At 61.1% G+C, this 17,628-nt stretch carries 14 protein-coding genes; 2 read left to right on the top strand and 12 right to left on the bottom strand.

Annotated elements, in window-relative coordinates; translation table 11 throughout:
- Positions 1 to 35: 35 nt before the first annotated feature.
- Positions 36 to 2,204: a 1,4-alpha-glucan branching protein GlgB gene (gene glgB / locus GL286_RS09555; protein WP_155095331.1), complete on the bottom strand. Its 2,169-nt coding sequence runs from the start codon at positions 2,202 to 2,204 to the stop codon at positions 36 to 38.
- 144 nt (positions 2,205 to 2,348) lie between these two features.
- On the opposite strand from glgB, the gene GL286_RS09550 reads away from it, so the two are divergent.
- Positions 2,349 to 3,956, top strand: coding sequence for an alpha-glucosidase family protein (locus GL286_RS09550; RefSeq protein ID WP_155095330.1), 1,608 nt, complete (start codon positions 2,349 to 2,351; stop codon positions 3,954 to 3,956).
- 51 nt (positions 3,957 to 4,007) lie between these two features.
- Here GL286_RS09550 and GL286_RS09545 read toward each other — a convergent pair whose 3' ends face one another.
- The 8 genes from GL286_RS09545 to GL286_RS09510 form a co-directional block, all read right to left on the bottom strand.
- Positions 4,008 to 4,361, bottom strand: coding sequence for a cupin domain-containing protein (locus tag GL286_RS09545; protein WP_155095329.1), 354 nt, complete (start codon positions 4,359 to 4,361; stop codon positions 4,008 to 4,010).
- 10 nt (positions 4,362 to 4,371) lie between these two features.
- Positions 4,372 to 5,316, bottom strand: a complete 945-nt coding sequence (locus GL286_RS22480; protein ID WP_155095328.1) for an NAD(P)-dependent oxidoreductase — start codon at positions 5,314 to 5,316, stop codon at positions 4,372 to 4,374.
- Complete coding sequence (locus tag GL286_RS09535; RefSeq protein ID WP_155095327.1) at positions 5,313 to 6,941, bottom strand: ABC transporter ATP-binding protein; 1,629 nt, start codon at positions 6,939 to 6,941, stop codon at positions 5,313 to 5,315. Before GL286_RS09535 ends, GL286_RS22480 begins: the two co-directional genes overlap by 4 nt.
- A complete protein-coding gene (locus GL286_RS09530; protein WP_246184895.1) occupies positions 6,941 to 7,780 on the bottom strand; it encodes an ABC transporter permease in 840 nt (279 codons plus the stop codon). Before GL286_RS09530 ends, GL286_RS09535 begins: the two co-directional genes overlap by 1 nt.
- Positions 7,777 to 8,724, bottom strand: coding sequence for an ABC transporter permease (locus GL286_RS09525; protein ID WP_155095326.1), 948 nt, complete (start codon positions 8,722 to 8,724; stop codon positions 7,777 to 7,779). The genes GL286_RS09530 and GL286_RS09525 overlap by 4 nt, the downstream gene beginning before the upstream one ends.
- Positions 8,725 to 8,728: 4 nt before the next feature.
- Complete coding sequence (locus tag GL286_RS09520) at positions 8,729 to 10,321, bottom strand: ABC transporter substrate-binding protein (RefSeq protein WP_155095325.1); 1,593 nt, start codon at positions 10,319 to 10,321, stop codon at positions 8,729 to 8,731.
- Positions 10,322 to 10,385: 64 nt separating this feature from the next.
- Entirely contained in the window at positions 10,386 to 11,675 is a 1,290-nt protein-coding gene (locus GL286_RS09515) for an NAD(P)/FAD-dependent oxidoreductase (RefSeq protein ID WP_155095324.1), read from the bottom strand.
- Positions 11,676 to 11,680: 5 nt separating this feature from the next.
- Positions 11,681 to 13,015: a glutamine synthetase family protein gene (locus tag GL286_RS09510; RefSeq protein WP_155095323.1), complete on the bottom strand. Its 1,335-nt coding sequence runs from the start codon at positions 13,013 to 13,015 to the stop codon at positions 11,681 to 11,683.
- Between the two features lie 88 nt (positions 13,016 to 13,103).
- Here GL286_RS09510 and GL286_RS09505 point away from each other — a divergent pair, with 88 nt between their 5' ends.
- Positions 13,104 to 13,763 (top strand): FCD domain-containing protein, encoded by a 660-nt coding sequence (locus GL286_RS09505; protein WP_155095322.1) that lies wholly within the window; start codon positions 13,104 to 13,106, stop codon positions 13,761 to 13,763.
- Between the two features lie 49 nt (positions 13,764 to 13,812).
- Here the strand turns inward: GL286_RS09505 and GL286_RS09500 are convergent, their stop codons facing one another.
- From GL286_RS09500 to GL286_RS09490, 3 genes are all read right to left on the bottom strand, one after another.
- Complete coding sequence (locus tag GL286_RS09500) at positions 13,813 to 15,246, bottom strand: NAD-dependent succinate-semialdehyde dehydrogenase (protein WP_211596246.1); 1,434 nt, start codon at positions 15,244 to 15,246, stop codon at positions 13,813 to 13,815.
- A 35-nt stretch (positions 15,247 to 15,281) separates the two neighbouring features.
- The gene (locus tag GL286_RS09495; protein WP_155095321.1) at positions 15,282 to 16,727 is read right to left on the bottom strand and encodes an FAD-binding oxidoreductase; all 1,446 of its coding nucleotides are present in this window, start codon (positions 16,725 to 16,727) and stop codon (positions 15,282 to 15,284) included.
- 131 nt (positions 16,728 to 16,858) lie between these two features.
- Entirely contained in the window at positions 16,859 to 17,530 is a 672-nt protein-coding gene (locus GL286_RS09490) for a GntR family transcriptional regulator (protein ID WP_155095320.1), read from the bottom strand.
- Positions 17,531 to 17,628 lie beyond the last annotated feature (98 nt).

Below are 17,628 nucleotides of genomic sequence, written 5' to 3'. Positions count from 1 at the left end.
TCACACCTCCACCCAACCGGAAAATCTGCATCCCGTCATTCATCGGCAACCAGCACCACGACCGACAAAGGCGGCAAGGTCAGTGCCGCCGAAGCGGGCTGGCCGTCCATCGGCTTTTTGTCTTCGGCGGTAATGCGGCCCAGATTGCCCTGACCGCTTCCGCCATAGATCGAGGCATCGGTGTTGATCGCCTCGATCCAGTGACCCGATTGCGGCAGCCCGATCCTGAAGCCATGACGCGGCACAGGCGTCATGTTGCACAGGACCGCGACGGCGGGATCGCCTTTGTCTCCCAGCCGCAGATAGGCCAGTATCGACTGGTCGGCATCGCTGCGCAGCCATAGGAAGCCCTTAGGATCGGCATCGTGCCGGTAAAGGGCGGGGTTTTCCCGATACAGGTGGTTCAGATCGCGGACCAGCCGCTGCAACCCTTGGTTCAAAGGCTTTTCGGCCGCTTTCCAGTTCAGTTCGCCGTTATGGTTCCATTCTTCGGGCTGGCCGAATTCGCAGCCCATGAACAACAGCTTTTTGCCGGGATGGGTCCACATGAAGGCGTAATAGGCGCGCAGATTGGCGAATTGCTGCCATTCGTCGCCCGGCATCTTGCGCAACATGCTGCCCTTGCCATGAACGACTTCGTCATGGCTGATCGGAAGGATGAAGTTTTCCGAGAACGCGTACATCAGGCCAAAAGTCATCTGGTCGTGATGGTATTTGCGGTGGATCGGTTCGCGCGACATGTAGCGCAGCGTGTCGTTCATCCAGCCCATGTTCCATTTGTAGCCAAAACCCAAGCCCCCCGCATCGACCGGCGCCGAAACTTTGGGAAAGGATGTGCTTTCTTCGGCCACGGTCATGATGCCGGGCGCTTCGCCATTGGCGGCGATGTTCATGTTTTCCAGAAAGGCGATGGCCTCGTAGTTTTCGCGCCCGCCGTCCCTATTCGGAATCCATTGGCCGGGTTTGCGCGAATAGTCGCGATACAACATCGAGGCGACCGCATCGACCCGCAACCCGTCGATGTGGTATTCCTGAAGCCAATAGACCGCATTGGCGGTCAGATAGTTCTGCACCTCGTTCCGGCCGTAATTGTAGATCAGGGTGTTCCAGTCCTGATGGAAACCCTCGCGCGGGTCGGCATGTTCGTAAAGTGCGGTGCCATCGAAACGCGCCAGCCCATGGGCGTCGGTCGGGAAATGTCCGGGCACCCAATCCAGCAGCACCCCCAACCCCGCCTGATGCGCCGCATCGACCAGATCGCGGAATTCGTGCGGAGGACCAAACCGGATCGTCGGGGCATATAGGCCGACCGGCTGATACCCCCATGATCCGTCAAAGGGAAACTCGCTGACGGGCAGGAGTTCAAGATGGGTGAAACCCATGCTGGAGGCATACTCGACCAGCTCGACCGCATGTTCCTTGTAGGAAAGCGGTCGGCCGCCTTCGTCCCATTTGCGCCGCCAACTGCCCAGATGCACCTCGTAGATCGAGATAGGCGCGGCGCGGCCCTGCGCCTTCTGGCGTTTCGACATCCAGTCCTGATCGTGCCAGCCATAGCCCGCGATGTCGCGGACGATGCTGGCTTTCTCGGGAGGGTGCTGGCTGCCGAAGCCCAAAGGATCCGCCCGCAATGTGACGTCGCCCTTGCTGTCGAGGATCTCGTATTTGTAGCAGGTTCCTTCGCCCAGTCCGGGCATGAAGATTTCCCAGACGCCGCTGCCATCAAGCCTGCGCATCGGGTTGCGACGGCCGTCCCAAGCATTGAAGTCGCCGACGACCGAGACTCGACGGGCATTCGGTGCCCAGACGGCGAAATGCGTGCCTCGGGCATTCTGATGCGTGATGATATGCGCGCCAAGAGCCTGCCACAGACGATGATGCTTGCCCTCGCCGATCAGATGCAGGTCGATCTCGCCCAGAACCGGTGGAAAACGGTAGGGATCGTCGAATTCCCAATTCCGGCCTGCGTCATCGGTGGCGCGCAGCCGATAACTTCCATGTGGAATAGGGCCCGAGAAAAACGCGTCCGAAAGGCGGGGCAAGGGCGTCTCGCGATCCTGTCCCAAGACGCGCAATTCGGTCAGGTCCGGATGGTAGACCGTCAGCCAGCGCTCTTTGCCGTTGCCATGCGGACCGAGGATGTCGAACGGGTTGTCGCAGCGCCCCTCGCGCAATGCCGCAAGGTCGTGATCGCTTGGAAGCATAGGTGCGTTCGGTTTTCCCATGTCGATCACTGTAGCGTGGCCAAAGATTCGGGCAATGCGACCGTTGCTGTCACAAGATGATTTGCGGATCTTCGTGGCCGTGCTTGAGTGGTGGCAAGGGTTTAGGTCAAAATGAGGGCACAGATGGTCGAATGGTGGCGCGATGCGGTGATCTATCAGATCTATCCCCGCAGCTTTCAGGACAGTGACGGTGACGGCATCGGTGATTTGCGCGGCATCACCCGAAGGCTGGATCATGTCAGGGATCTGGGCGCCGATGCCATCTGGCTGTCGCCGATCTTCACCTCTCCGATGAAGGACATGGGCTATGACGTATCCGATTACACCGATATCGACCCGATCTTCGGCAGCTTGGCCGATTTCGACGCGCTGATCGCCCGCGCACACGATCTGGGTCTGAAGGTGATCATCGATCAGGTCATCAGCCATTCCAGCGACAAGCATCCGTGGTTTGTCGAAAGCCGTCGCGACCGGAGCAATCCGAAGGCCGATTGGTATGTCTGGGCCGAGCCGAAACCCGACGGAACGCCTCCGAACAACTGGCCATCTGTCTTTGGCGGCCCCGCATGGGAATGGGAGCCCCGCCGTCGGCAATATTACATGCACAACTTCCTGACCGAGCAGCCCGACCTGAACATGTGGAATCCCGAGGTGCAGGACGTTCTGATCGGCTCGATGCGCTTCTGGCTAAAGCGTGGCGTTGACGGCTTCCGGCTGGATACCGTGAACTACTATTTCCACGACGCGAAACTTCGCGACAACCCGCCAAACCGCAAGCACACCGGACCGGACACGTTCGGTTTCCAGCGCCACATTCATTCGAAGAACCAGCCCGAGAATATCGGTTTTCTCAAACGCCTGCGCGCGCTGACCGATGAATTTCCGGACCGCATGATGGTCGGCGAGGTGGGCGATGGCGGGCAGGCCGCGATAGACATCATGGCGCAATACACCGCCGGAGATGACCGGCTGCATATGTGCTATTCGTTCGAGATGCTCAGTCCGGAATTCACCGCCGCCCATTTCCGCCGTGCCATTCAGGGTGTCCGGCTTGGCGCACCCGATGGCCATTCCTGCTGGAGTTTCTCGAACCATGACGTGGTGCGCCATGTCAGCCGTTGGGAGAAGGAAGGCGCGGATCCAGTCGCATTGGCGCGGCAGGCGATTGCGATGCTGTGCTCGTTTCCCGGTACGATCTGTTTGTATCAGGGCGAGGAACTGGGCCAGCTTGAATCCGCACTTGTCTATGAAGAACTGACAGACCCGCCCGCCTTGCGTTTCTGGCCCGAGATCAAGGGTCGAGATGGCTGCCGCACCCCCATGGTCTGGGAAGCGTCAGCCCCGAATGCCGGTTTTTCAAGCGGAAAGCCGTGGCTGCCGGTAAAGCCGGAACAGGCCGCCCATGCGGTTGATCTGCAGGAAGAACAGGCCGACAGCGTTCTGGCCGCCTATCGCGAGACAATCGCCTTTCGCAAGGCGCGTCCGGCTTTGCGTTGGGGCGATATCGAGTTCATGAAACCTGCCGAGCCATGCCTCTCCTTCCGGCGTGTCCATGAAGGGCAGGAACTGACCTGCGTGTTCAACCTGTCCCCGAAACCCCTGTCGCTCAGGCTGAAGGGTCAAGCCGCGATCTGCGGTCCCTCGCATGGCGGGCTTGCGGCAGGGCGGCTGGAACTTCCTGCCAACGGATTTGTCTGGCTCGAAGGGCAGGGACTGCGGCTGGGCCGATAATTCGTCATAGGGGGACCAGTCCGTTTCCTTGGGCCGGTCCCCCTGAAAAGTTCAGGCTTCGTAGATTGTCCAGACTTTGCGGGTCGGTTCGATCACGCGCCAGACGCCGCGAAAGCCCGCGCGCATGACGACGCTGGTGCCCGGAACAAGCACGATTGTCTCGCCGCCGTCCTCGGTCAGTTCCGAATGGCCCGAGATGATCGTCATCAATTCCCAGGCGTCCTTGACGACGTTCCAGGCTCCGGGGGCCACCTCCCAGACGCCACAGGTTACCTTGCCATCGGGCGTGGCTTCCATGTCCCAGGACTGGGACGTCGGGTTGCCTTCGATCACGCGCTCGGGGCGGGGCGAGCCAAGTTCCGGAGCAGAGGCGGGATTGTGGTCGATGCGGATCAGGTTGGTCATGTTCGTTTCCTTAGTAACCACGGTTGCGGTCGCCGACCGGCTCGGGAGCGAGTCCGCGTGACATACGTTCGATGTTCAGCCCGACGGCATCGGCGATGATCTGGCCATTCCCGTCGCTGCCGATATGCGGGGTGATCCGGACATTCGGATGGGTCCAGAATGGGCTGTCCTGCGGCATTGGCTCGGGGGCGAAGACGTCAAGCGTCGCCGCTCCGATCTGGCCCGAGTGGAGCGCGGCCAGCAGATCGTCAGCGATCAGGTGGTTGCCTCGACCCAGATTGACGACGACCGCACCACGCGGCAAGGCCGCGAACAGCTTGGCGTCCAGCAGTCCGACGGTTTCGTCCGTCGCGGGCAGCAGCGAGATCAGGTAGCTGACCTGAGGCAGCATCTGGGCCAGACCATCCGCGCCGTGAAAGCTGGTCACGCCCGCAATGTTTTTGGGGCTGCGCGCCCAGCCCATGACGGTAAATCCAAGTGCCGTCAGACCCTGAGCCGCCGCAGTTCCCATTTCGCCTAGGCCAAGTATCCCGACCTTGAGTTGAGATTTGTCCCGTATCTGAAGAAATTTCCACGATTTTTCGGTCTGCTGACGGGCCGCGACGTCCATCTGGCGATAGTAATGCAGGACGCAATGAACGACATAATCGCGGATCTGGTCGCGGGTGCGATCATGCATCAGACGGACGATCGGCGGCGCGACCGGTAATTCGGGATCGGCAAGGATATGGTCGATGCCCGCACCCATCGAGAAAATCGCCTCCAGCCCGGGCAGCGTTGCAAGCAGACCGGGGGTCGGTTTCCAGCACAGGGCATAGGCGATGGTTGCGGGATCGTAATCCTCGCCCTCGGCATGGATCGCAAGATCGGGCAGGCGGCGCGCCAGATCCTGACGGTAGGGCTCGGGGTCTTCGCCCGTCGCGGCGATCAGAAGGGCGTTTGCTTGGTTCGTCACGTCATCTTCTCCGTTCTTGCATTCTGTGGCGCAGTCCGCGCGGCCACGATGTCATCCAGCCAGCCGACCCGAAGTTCGGGAACCGAGCTGATCAGTTTTTGTGTGTAGGGGTCTTGCGGCGCGTTCAGCACCTGTCCGGTCGGGCCATAGGCGATGACTGACCCTTGGCGCATGACGGCGACCTCGTCGGCCATTGCCCGAACTGCGCCAAAGTCATGGGTGATGAACAGGTACGAGACGCCCTCGTCCTCTTGCAATTGGCGCAATAGATTCTGGACCCCCTCGGCGACCAGAGGATCAAGGGCGCTGGTCACCTCGTCGCAGATGATCAGGCGCGGATTGGCGGCAAGAGCCCGCGCGATACAGACGCGTTGTTTCTGTCCACCCGACAAGGCATGGGGCAGACGCGTTGCCAAAGCGGGATCAAGGTTTACCTGCTCAAGCAGATGGGCGACCTCGCGGCTGCAATCCTTGTTGGTCAGCCCGCGAAACATGGTGACGGCCTGCCCGATCGAGTCCCCGACGCTGCGGCGCGGGTTCAGCGCCAGATCGGGGTTCTGATGCACCAGTTGGATGTCGCGCAAATCCTGTCGCGAACGGCCGGACAAGCTGCTGGACAACGGGCGGTCTACCAGCGTCACGCGACCGGAATCGGGGGGCAACAATCCTGCCACGACCTTGCCCAAAGTCGATTTGCCCGAACCGGATTCCCCCACCAGCGCCAAGGTCCGTCCCTTGGCGACCGAAAGGTTGATATTGTGCAGAACCGGCACCCGACCGTAGCTGGCATTGATCCCACTGATCTCGAGCATGACCGGCTGGGATGAACGCGTGGGTAGTGCCACGGATTGCACGGCGATCAGGCGGCGGGTGTAGTCCTGTTGCGGCCTTTCTATAATGTCGCGCGTCGGTCCGGTCTCGACGATCTGCCCGTGGCGCAGCACCATGATCTGATCGGCGATCTGTGCCACAAGCGCCAGATCATGCGAAATATAGATGGCTGCCATGCCCTCGTCGCGGATGGCCTGGCGGATCGACAGCAGCACTTCGATCTGGGTCGTCACATCAAGGGCCGTCGTTGGCTCGTCAAAGACGATCAATTCGGGCCCGGCGCAGATCGCCATTGCGGTCATGGCGCGTTGCAACTGACCGCCTGAGGCCTGATGGGGAAACTTCTCGCCGAAAGTCTCGGGCGATGGCAGGCCCAGCTTCCTGAACAGCTCGATAGCGCGGCTGCGGGCCGCGGGACGGTCCATGATGCCGCGACTGATGATCGTTTCGGTGACCTGATCGATCAGCCGATGCGCGGGATTGAACGCCGAGGCCGCCGACTGGGCCACATACGCGACCCTCAACCCGCGGATCGAGCGCAACCGCGCGGCGCCCTTGGCCATGATATCCTCGCCTTCCAGCAGGATGCTGCCTTGGGCGATATAGGCGCCGCCTCGACCAGCACCCAAGGTCGCGATGCCGATAGTGGATTTCCCCGCGCCGGATTCCCCGATCAGGGCAAGGACCTCGCCGCGGTGCAGATCGAAATCTATGCCTTGGGCAATGCGGATCGGCCCCTTGCTGGCCGGAGCGTCGATGCAAAGATCGCGTACCCGCAAAAGATTGTTGGTCATCACATCTTACCCCGTTTTTCGACAAACCAGTCGCCCAACAGGTTTACCGAGATCGCCAGAAGCGCGATGAAACCCGCCGGGATCAGAGGCGACATATGGCCATAGTTGAAGGCTCCGACATTCTCGCGGACCATGCCGCCCCAATCGGCCGTCGGAGGCTGCACTCCAAGACCAAGAAAGGACAAAGACGCCACGAAAAGGAAGGCGAAGACAAAGCGCAGACCGAATTCGGCAATCAGCGGCACGGCGGCGTTCGGCAGGATCTCGTGTCGCATGATCGACCAGGTGCTGTCTCCGCGCAGCCTTGCGACATCGACGAATTCACGCGATGCGATATCAAGGCCAAGCGAGCGGGTCAGACGAAACACCCTGAGCGCCGCAAGAAGAGCTGCGATCACGGTCAAAGTGACCAGCGAGGTTCCCGTAATGCTGATCGCCAGCAAGGCCAGCACCAGCGGAGGCAGCGACATGAACAGATCGACCGCGCGGCTGATCAACTGATCGACCCAACCGCCAAGCGTAACGGCGAAAAGTCCTAGCGACATGCCGATGGCGAAGGCCAGCGTGACGATGGCAAACGAAAGGCCAATCGAGGTGCGCGCGCCGTAGATGATGCGGGTCAGCATATCGCGGCCCAACTGGTCGGTTCCCAACCAAAAGGTCGCATCGGGGGGCTGCCATGGCATGCCGACCATCTCGGCTTCGTCGAAAGGGGCGATCCACGGCGCGGCCAGCGCCGCGATCAGGCAGATGGCACAAAAGGCGGCGGCCAAGGACACGGGCAACCAGCCCAGCCGGAAACGCCGGACGCGCGGCGGGCGGGCGTCGGAAAGCATCATGACTTGTACCTCAGCCGAGGGTTCAGCAGGATCGCCAACAAATCCGCGATCATGTTCAGAACGATGTAGGTGACCGCAAAGATCAGACCGCAGGCCTGCACGACAGTAACATCCTGCTTCGAGACGGAATCGACCATCAACTGACCCATGCCGGGATAGGCAAAAATTGCCTCGACGATGATCAACCCGACGATCAGGTCGGCCAGATTCAGCACCACGACGGCGGCAATCGGGCTCATGGCGTTGGGCAGAAGATGGCGCAGCACGATCTTCCATTGCGGCAGGCCTTTGAGCATGGCCGTGCCTGCATATTCGCTATCCATCACCGAAATCAGGCTGGCGCGTGTCAGCCGGATCATATGGGCCGAGGTGGTGACGACAAGCGTCAGAACCGGCAGGATCAGAAGCGGAACCTTGTCGGCAAAGCTCATGTCCGAGGTGACGATGGAAATCGAGGGCAGCAGGTGCAGTTGCACCGCAAAGAACGCGATGGCGAGATAGGCGAAGAAAAATTCGGGTGTCGCGACCGTCACCATCGACAGCATCAGGACCAGCCGGTCAAACCACGTATTGCGGTACATCGCGGCCAGTGTGCCCAGACCGACCGCGAAGGGGACCGCGACCAGTGCCGCAAGCCCCGCCAAGGTCAGCGTGTTGGACAGGCGAGTCGCGATCAGCGGCCCGATTTCGCGGCCATTGGTCAGCGAAACGCCAAGATCGCCTTGCAGCAGGCCGCCCAGCCACATCAGGTAGCGGGTCAACGCGGGCTGATCCAGACCGCGCGACTGGCGGAGCGCCTCGACAGCTTCGGGGGTGGCTTGCGAGCCGAGCATCCGGCTCGCGAAGTCACCCGGCAACAGTTCGCCTGCAAAGAACAGGATGGCGCTGGCCCCAAGGACCAGCAGCACACCTGCAAACAGACGTTTCAAAAGGTATTTCGTCATTCCCTCAGCCGTCCAGCCAGACCCGCTCGGTGAAGCGCGCGCCCATCAGATACCAGGACGGGCTTGGTTCAAGACCACGAACCCGAGGTCCGTAAGCGTCGATGAAATCGGCGAAGACTGGAACGACATGGCCGCCATCCTCGTGGATCAGCGATTGCATTTCCCAATACATCGCCTTGCGCTTGGCCTGATCCAACTCGCCTCGTGCCGAGATCAGCAACTCGTCGAAGCGGGCATTGCCCCAGAAGGCTTCGTTCCAAGGCGCCTTCGAGGCATAGACCATCGACATGATCATGTCGGCCGTGGGGCGGCCCATCCAGACGCCGGTCGTCATCGGGTGATCGACATTCAGCCAGACCTGATCCCAATAACCGTCGGCGGGTTGGCGCACGACCTCAAGGTTGATGCCGCCTTTTTTCGCGCCCTGTGCATAGATCTGGCCGACATTGGCCGAGTTCGCGAAGGTCGCGTCCGAGGTGTCCAGCTTGATCGACAGGCTCTCCATTCCGGCCTTGCGCAGGTAGTGCAGGGCTTGGTCAGGGTCATAGGGACGCTGGGCGATCTCGGGGTTGAAGAAGGGATCGGTTTTCGGCAGCGGTTGGTCGTTGCCCAATGCGCCGTTGCCGCGTAGGACCAGATCGAGGATCTTTTGCCGGTCGAGGCCGTATTTCATCGCCATCCGCAGGTTCGGATCGGTGAAGGGGCCTTTCTTGCAGTTGAGCGCGTAGCTCCAAAACTGCCCGCCCGCGCTGTTCACGACCTGAACGCCGGGGATGCCGCGCAGCAGATCGACCGCACCCGGATCGACAAGGCCAAGCGCGTCGATCTGGCCCGATTGCAATGCCGCCAGACGGGCCTGCGGGTCGTTCAGGACAAGGAATTCGACTTCGTCGACATGGGCGCGACCTTCTTTCCAGTAGTTCGGGTTGCGGGTCCATGTGGCGCGGACGCCCGGCTCGAACGAGGTCTGGACATAGCCGCCCGTGCCGACGGGCTTCATCCAGTCCTCGTATTCCGCAGGGGAAATCGCCAGATGGTCGCCCGAGAAATTGAACGGCAGATCCGCGTTCGGGCTGTCCAGCGTGATCAGGATCTGGTGGCTGTCGAGCGCCTTGATGTCGGTAATACCGGCCATCAGGCTTTTCGCGCCGGATTGCGAGGCCTCGCCACGGTGACGGTTGATCGAATAGATCACGTCATTGGCATCCAGCGTCTTACCGTTATGGAATTCGACGCCCTTGCGCAGGTTGAACACCCATTCGGTCGCGCCGGGCTTGGCTTCCCAGCTTTCGGCCAGTTCGGGTTCGATCGTCTTGTCGGCCTTGAGCTCAACGAGGTGGTTGAAGGTCGTATAGGCCGCCATCACACCGAACTCGTCCTGACGCAGCGCCGGATCGTTGGTGTTCGACGTGGCGCCCAAAATACCGGCGCGCAGCTTGCCGCCCTTGACCGGAGTCTGGGACTGGGCGCGCGCTGTGCGCGGCAGCAATGATCCGCCCGCCCCCAGCGCCAGACCAAGTGCCGCGCTGGTTGACATGAAGCCGCGACGGGACATTGCGCCGCTTCCGGGCATGACGGTGATTTTTCCTTTGTTCATCGTGTTACCTCTGCGTTGGGGGATTGCGGCGCTTTTCGCGCTTCTCGCTGGATTGGACGAATGGCTAGCGGAGCCGCTCCTTTAGCCGGTAGTAGAACATGCCAAGGGCGATGGCCTGCTGGCCCGCCCATGTTCCCAATGGCAGGCGCATGTGGCGCACGCCTGCAAAGACATCGAATTCCCGCATCGTGCCGGAAATCGCCTCGGCCATGATTTCGGCGACGATATGGGTGGTGGCGATGCCGTGGCCGGAATAGCCCTCGGCGTAAAAGATGTTCGGCGCGATCCGTCCCAGATGCGGGATGCGGTTGACGATAATTCCGGCAAGCCCTGACCATCCGAACTCGATCCCGACGCCCTTGAGTTGCGGGAAGGTGCGCTCGATCGAGGGGCGCAGTTCGGCGGCGATATCGCTGCTGGGACGACCCGAATAGTTGGTGCCGCCGCCAAAGATCAGTCGGTTGTCGGCGGTCAGGCGGTGGTAATCCAGCACGAAGCGGTTGTCATAGATCGCCATGTCATGCGGGTTGATCGTGCGGGCCACGTCCTTGCCCAAGGGCGCGGTCGCGACGATCCCCAGCGCCGCAGGGAACAGCGCGCCGCGCATCTTGCGCTTGCCCAGACGGTGATAGGCATTCCCTGCCAGAAGCACTTTGTCGGCAGTGACGCGGCCGCTTTTGGTGACGACGACCGGACGGGCGCCTTCCTCGATCCGCAGGACGCGGCTGTTTTCGTATACCTGCACCCCAAGTTTGGCAGCCGCCTGCGCTTCGCCAAGGCAAAGGTTCAGCGAATGGACATGCATGTTTCGCCGGTTGACCAGCCCGCCCAGATAGATCGGCGAATCGACGAACTCCTTGATCCGGTCCTGCTCGACGAATTCGACATCGTCAGCCATGCCGCGTCGGACGGCTTCCGCATACATCGTCCGCAATTCGGGAAGGTGGGCCGGAGCGCAGGCGGTCTGGATGTGACCCTGCTTCAGATCGCAATCGATGGCAAAGCGGTTAACGCGCTTGCGGATGATCTGATGACCGCGCCAGCGCAGGTTCCAGATGAAGTCATCAGTGTCACTGCCAAGCGAGCGGCGGAACTCACGCGCCATTGCCTTGTCACCCGACAGAGAGCCTGTGATCTGTCCGCCATTGCGGCCTGTCGCGCCCCAGCCGATGCGATTTGCTTCAAGCAGGACGACGCTAAAGCCGCGATCCGCCAGTTCGATGGCGCTGTTCACACCGGTGAATCCGCCGCCGATGATGACGACATCAGCTTTGATCTCGCCTTCCAATTCAGGGAAGGGGGTATAGGGATGCTGGGTGGCAGCGTAATAGGAAGTGGTATGTGCCTCGGCCATGATCGTTAAACCGTGTGCAGGTAGCTGTGATATTCGAGCGCGGTGATCTCGCGGTCGAATACGTCCAGTTCCTGCCGCTTGCAGGCCGTGAACATTGCGATGAATTCGGGGTGAAACAGTCGTGCGATGAGCGGGCTTGTTTCAAAGACCGACAGGGCGCTGCGCCAATCTGCCGGGATATGCGGTGCGTCCGAATCGTGGACATTTCCAGCAAGGGGGGCTGGTGGCTCGGCGGCGGTCGCAATCCCGTCCAGCGCGGCTGCAAGGATGGCGGCAATGACCAGATAGGGGTTGGCATCCGCACCCGAGACGCGATGCTCGATCCGCCGCGCGACCGAGGGGCCGCCCGGAATCCGCAGCGCCGCGGTGCGGTTCTCATATCCCCATGCGACGGTTGTCGGCGCCAGCGTTCCGGGTCTGAGACGGCGATACGAGTTCTGGTGCGGAGCGAAAATCAGCGTGCTGTCATGCATGGCCGCCAGCACACCGGCGACGGCATGGCGCATCGCGTCCGTGCCTTCCCGCGTCCCGTCATCGAATATGTTGCGGCCTTGGGCATCGATCAGGCTGAAATGGACATGCAACCCGCTGCCCGAGTGATCGGCATAGGGCTTTGCCATGAAACTGGCCGCGAAACCGTGCCTGCGGGCGGCGCTGCGGACGATCTGCTTGAACAGCACCGTGTCATCGGCAACCTTCAGCGCGTCGGGGCCGTGCATCAGATTGAACTCGAACTGACCCGGCCCGCTTTCCGAGGTCGCGCCGTCCACGGCCACGCCGCAATCCGCCGCGATCCGGTAGACCTCGTTCAGGAATGCGTCGACATCAGCCAGTTCCTGCATCGAATAGATGGTGTCGCTGCAATCGGTGTGCTTCACATCCGGCACCGCCATGGGTTGCGCAGAGCGGGCAGCGGGGTCGACCAGATAGAACTCGACTTCGGTCGCCACCACGGGTGTCAGTCCGTGAGCCGCGAACTGGTCCAGAACGGCGGCCAGAGTGCGGCGCGGATCGCCAAAAAACGGCTGCCCGTCCTCTTTGCGCATCCACATCGGCGTGAACAGGGCGGGTGTGGCGCCAAAGGCCAACGGCAGCGGACCACGACCCGTCGGTTCGACGATACCGTCCAGATCTCCCTGATCGAAGGTCAGCGAATTGCCGATGACATCCGTGCCCCAAATATCGACTCCGATCGACGACATGGGCATCCGGATGCCACCGGAAGCCAACTTGTCCGCCGCCGACAAAGGAAGACGCTTGCCACGGAACACGCCGTTCAGGTCACAATGCGCAGCAAGCAGATAGGCTGCGTCTTGGCGGATAGGAACGGATTGGGACAACTGTATCTCCGGAGTCGCGGAACGTTTCTCGATGTGTTATATGACCGTAGAACGTGATATAACACGCGTCAACAATTAAGGAGGAATTGTGGGCATCGAAAACGAAAATTATGTGCCGGATACGGCCGCGGACCAGTTGCATCAGGTTTTAAGCAGGAAGCTGTGCGAGGGTGAGTTCATGCCCGGAGAACGGGTCTCGATCCGCGCTATCGCGACCCAGCATGAACTGAGTGTCATTCCGGTGCGCGATGCGATCCGCAGGCTGGTGGCGGAAGGCGGGCTTCGATTTGCCGACAGCCGCACGATCGAGGTGCCGAAGCTGAGCATGGCCAATCATCGCGACGTGCTGTTCTCGCGGATCCAGCTTGAACCGGAAGCGGCGGCGCGTGCATTCGACAATCTTACGCAAGCCGATCTGAAGGAACTGGTGCGGTTGGACGGCCACGTCAACGCGGCAATCCGGGATGGCGACCTGACGCTTTACATGAAAAGCAATTTTGCGTTTCACTTTTTGATCTATCGTCGCAGCGGCGCGCCGACCATTCTGCGGCTGATTGAGATTCTCTGGCTGCAATACGGCCCGTCAATGCGGCTGATCAGCGGCCAATACGGGGCGAGCGCCTTGGCTGACGACTATCACCGCCATGCCACGGATGCGTTGTCACGTCAGGATTGCGAGGGGTTTGTCCGGGCTATCCGCGCCGATATCACGCAGGGGATGGAGTTCATCCGCGTAGCGGATCACTGACCGGAACCGGAAATCTGCGCCTGCCATTGAAGGCAGGCGCATTTGTTGTTCAGGCGACTTGAGTCACGAATTTCGTGTTCACATAGGCGTCAAGTGCCTCGGTTCCGCCTTCCGAACCGTAACCGGAATCCTTGATCCCGCCGAACGGCACTTCGGGCAAGGCAAGTCCCAGATGGTTGATGGTCAGCATTCCGGCCTCGACCTTGTCGGCAAGCATCGCGCGGGTCTCGGCTGCCGAGGTAAACGCATAGGCCGCCAGACCGTAGGGCAGGCGGTTAACTTCTGCCATCAGGGCGGCTTCGTCGCGGAAGGTGATCATCGGCGCGATGGGGCCAAAGGGCTCCTCATGCATGATTCGCGCATTTTCCGGAACCGAACTCATGATGGTCGGCTGGAAGAAATAGCCCTTGTTGCCATGGCGCGCACCGCCCAGACGGATCTCGGCGCCTTTTTCGCGGGCATCGCCGACAATGTCCTCCATCGCCGTCAGACGGCGGGCATGGGCAAGCGGGCCCATCGTGACACCCTCGTCCAGACCATTGCCGACTTTCAGGGCAGTGGCTGCGGCTTCGAACCGGTCAAGGAATTGGTCCATGACGTTCTCGTGGATCAGGAAGCGGGTCGGAGACACGCAGACCTGTCCGGCATTGCGGAATTTGTTGAAGCTGAGAAGCTTGGCCGCCAGATCGACATCCGCATCCGCGAAGACAATCGCAGGTGCGTGGCCACCCAGTTCCATCGTGCTGCGCTTCATGTGCAGACCGGCCAGCGCGGACAGTTCCTTGCCGATCGCCGTCGAACCCGTGAACGAGATCTTGCGGATATCCGGATGCGGGATCAGATGGTTCGACACCATTGCGGGGACGCCGAAAACAAGGCTGAGCACCGTGTCCGGCACACCCGCGTCGATAAAGGCCTTGATCAGGGCCATCGGGCTGGCGGGGGTTTCCTCGGGGGCTTTGATGACGATCGAGCAACCCGTCGCCAGAGCCGCGGAAATCTTGCGCACGGCTTGGTTCAGCGGGAAGTTCCATGGAGTAAAGGCCGCGACTGGGCCGACCGGTTCACGGATGACCTGCTGATGCACGTTCGGTGCCCGTGCCGGAATGATCCGGCCATAGTTGCGGCGACCCTCCTCGGCGAACCAGTCGATCACGTCGGCGCAGGCCATGGTTTCGACCATTGCCTCGGGCAGGGGTTTGCCCTGTTCCAGTGTCAGGTTGCGGGCGATGTCCTGCGCGCGTTCGCGGACCAGTTCACCTGCCTTGCGCATGATCTTGTAGCGGTCGAAGACCCCGACATTGCGCCAGATGGCAAAGCCCTGAACAGCGGCCTCGACGGCGCGGTCCAGATCTTCGGCGGTCGCCAGCGGCACATGACCGATGATCTCCTCGGTGGCGGGGTTCAGCACGGGCTGGCTGGCATTATCCGAGGCCGCGCACCATTTTCCGGCGATGAACATCATCGGGGTTGGGTAGGACATTTTCGTCTCCAGTTTCGTTTGGATTGTGGCAGTCGTCAGAGCAACTTGCCGGTATTCATCAGTCCCAGCGGGTCCAGCGCGGCCTTGATCTGCCGCATCATCTCAAGCTCCGGACCAGAGCGGAGCCGCGAAAGACTGTCGCGTTTCGATTGGCCCACACCATGTTCGGCGGAAAAGCTGCCGCCCAGTTCTTCGGACAAATCGGCCAATGCGGCGTTGATTTGCGGCTCGCAGCCTTGCAGGGCGGCGGAAGCTTCGGGCACGGCAGGGCTGACATTGAAATGGATATTTCCGTCGCCCAGATGGCCATAGCAAATCGGCACGGCATCGGGGCAAATCGCCATGATGGCCGCGCTGCCTTGCGCCAGCAGGTCCGGTATCCGTCCGATCGGAACCGAGACATCGTTCTTGACCGAGTATCCGACACCGTTTTGAGCAAAGGAGATAGCTTCCCGGAAGGCCCAGATGGCGTCTCGCTGTGCGACGCTTTGGGCAAGCAAGGCATCCGAGATCTCGCCCGTTTCAAGTGCGTTACCCAATGCGTCGTGCATCCGGTCCTGCGTTGCATCGGTTCCGGTGAAGTCTTCGCATTCCACCAGAAGGCAGGCGCCGCTTTCACCCGAAATAGCTAGCGCGGCGGCAAGATCGGGGCGCTGTGAGGCGATCAGCGCAACGGTTGCCGCGCTCATGAACTCGAACGCGACGAGGGCTTCCGGCATTGCAGCGCGCAATTTGAGCAGGACGGACAGCGCGGCATCGATGGACGGAACCGGGCAAAGTGCCGTGACAACGCCGCGCGGGGCGGGACTTAACTGCAGGACAGCGCCGGTCACGATACCAAGCGTGCCCTCGCTGCCAATGAACAGGTGCTGCAAGCCGTAGCCGGTATTGTCCTTGGCGACGGACCGCATTCCGTTCCAGATTCGCCCGTCCGCAAGCACGACCTCAAGTCCGATGACCCTTTGACGTGTCATGCCGTATCGCAGCACATTACTGCCGCCGGCATTGGTCGCGATGATTCCGCCGATCTGGGCCGAGCCTTCGGCCCCGATCAGGATCGGCAGTGCCAGATCGTGTTCGCCCGCGTAAGCCCGCGCCGCGCCAAGGGTAAGACCCGCATCGACCGCAAGCGTCATGCCAAGCGGATCGAATGCACGTATCTGCGTCATACGTTCGAGGGAAATGACGACCGAAGGTATTTGCGGGATCGCGCCGCCGACCAGGCCGGTCCGGCCGCCTTGGGGTACCACCGCCACGCGGGCCTCGTAGCAGATCGACATTACCTTGGCCACTTCAGCCGTCGAGCGAGGCAAGACCACACAGCTCGCCGTGCCGGAATAACGGTTGCGCCAATCGCTTTCATATCGTGCGCGGTCTGCCGGATCGGTCAGGACACTTCCTGAACCGATGGCGTCAACCAGTGCCGCGATCACCGTTTCGGTCATTGCTGAAGCATTTGCCGTGACGGAATGGCCAGACATGTCAATCTCCGTTCATGGGCCATGCGTTTTGGTCGCTGGTCGCGCGACAGTAAGATGCACGGGGGTGGGTCGTGGTGTGACGCTAGTTCTGAGATCTCAGCCTGTCAATCGATATCTGAGATCGCAGATATTCACCTGTCGCATCCGGTTCGCACCAGTCGCATTCCGTCGCGGATATCTGCGGCTACTGCGTCCGCTAACATACCCGCATCGCGTTGGCGCAGGGCGCGCAGGATCAGCGGATGCTTGTCTTCTTCATTGTGGGTCGGCGCATATCGTTCGAAAACAAGGCGCATCATCGGGCCGAATTGCAGCCAGAGCGTTTCGATAAGCTGCATGAGGGTGGGGCCGGGAACGGCTCCGTAAATCTTGAAATGAAACTCGAAGTTGCCCAGCATGTAGGCAGCCACATCGCCCGAGGAAAGACCGCGGTTCATGGCCTCGTCGATCCCGTGCAACTCGTCGATCAATTCGGTCGTGACGCCATCAAGGGCACGGGCGGCGGCGGCAGGTTCAAGTTGAAGGCGGCTGAAAAGCAGATCATCAAATCTCGCGGTGGTCATTTCAGGCACGACGACGCTGCTTTTCGACCGCACTTCCAGCGCACGTTCCGCAGCAAGCCGCGAGATCGCTTCGCGAACCGGCATCGGGCTGACCCCCAATTCGCGCGCAATTCTTCGCGAGGACAGGATCTGGTCAGGCGAGATCGCACCCGTGACAAGGCGGGTGCGCAGAGTGCGGTAGACCATCGCTTGCAGCGGAGCATGCTCGGTCTTGACGGTTTGATTTGTGTCATCGGTCAAGAAAATGCGCCTCGATTACTTTAACGCGCCACGAAGATGCCGCAGCCGCCCGCCTCAGCCATAGCGTGGGAAAGTTGGCGACGGAAGTAAATCCATAC

This window comes from Paracoccus aestuariivivens (assembly GCF_009711225.1).
Classification (GTDB): Bacteria; Pseudomonadota; Alphaproteobacteria; order Rhodobacterales; family Rhodobacteraceae; genus Paracoccus; species Paracoccus aestuariivivens.
The sequence above is the reverse complement of the archived record's forward strand: the minus strand, read 5'-3'. Positions and strand labels throughout refer to the sequence as shown.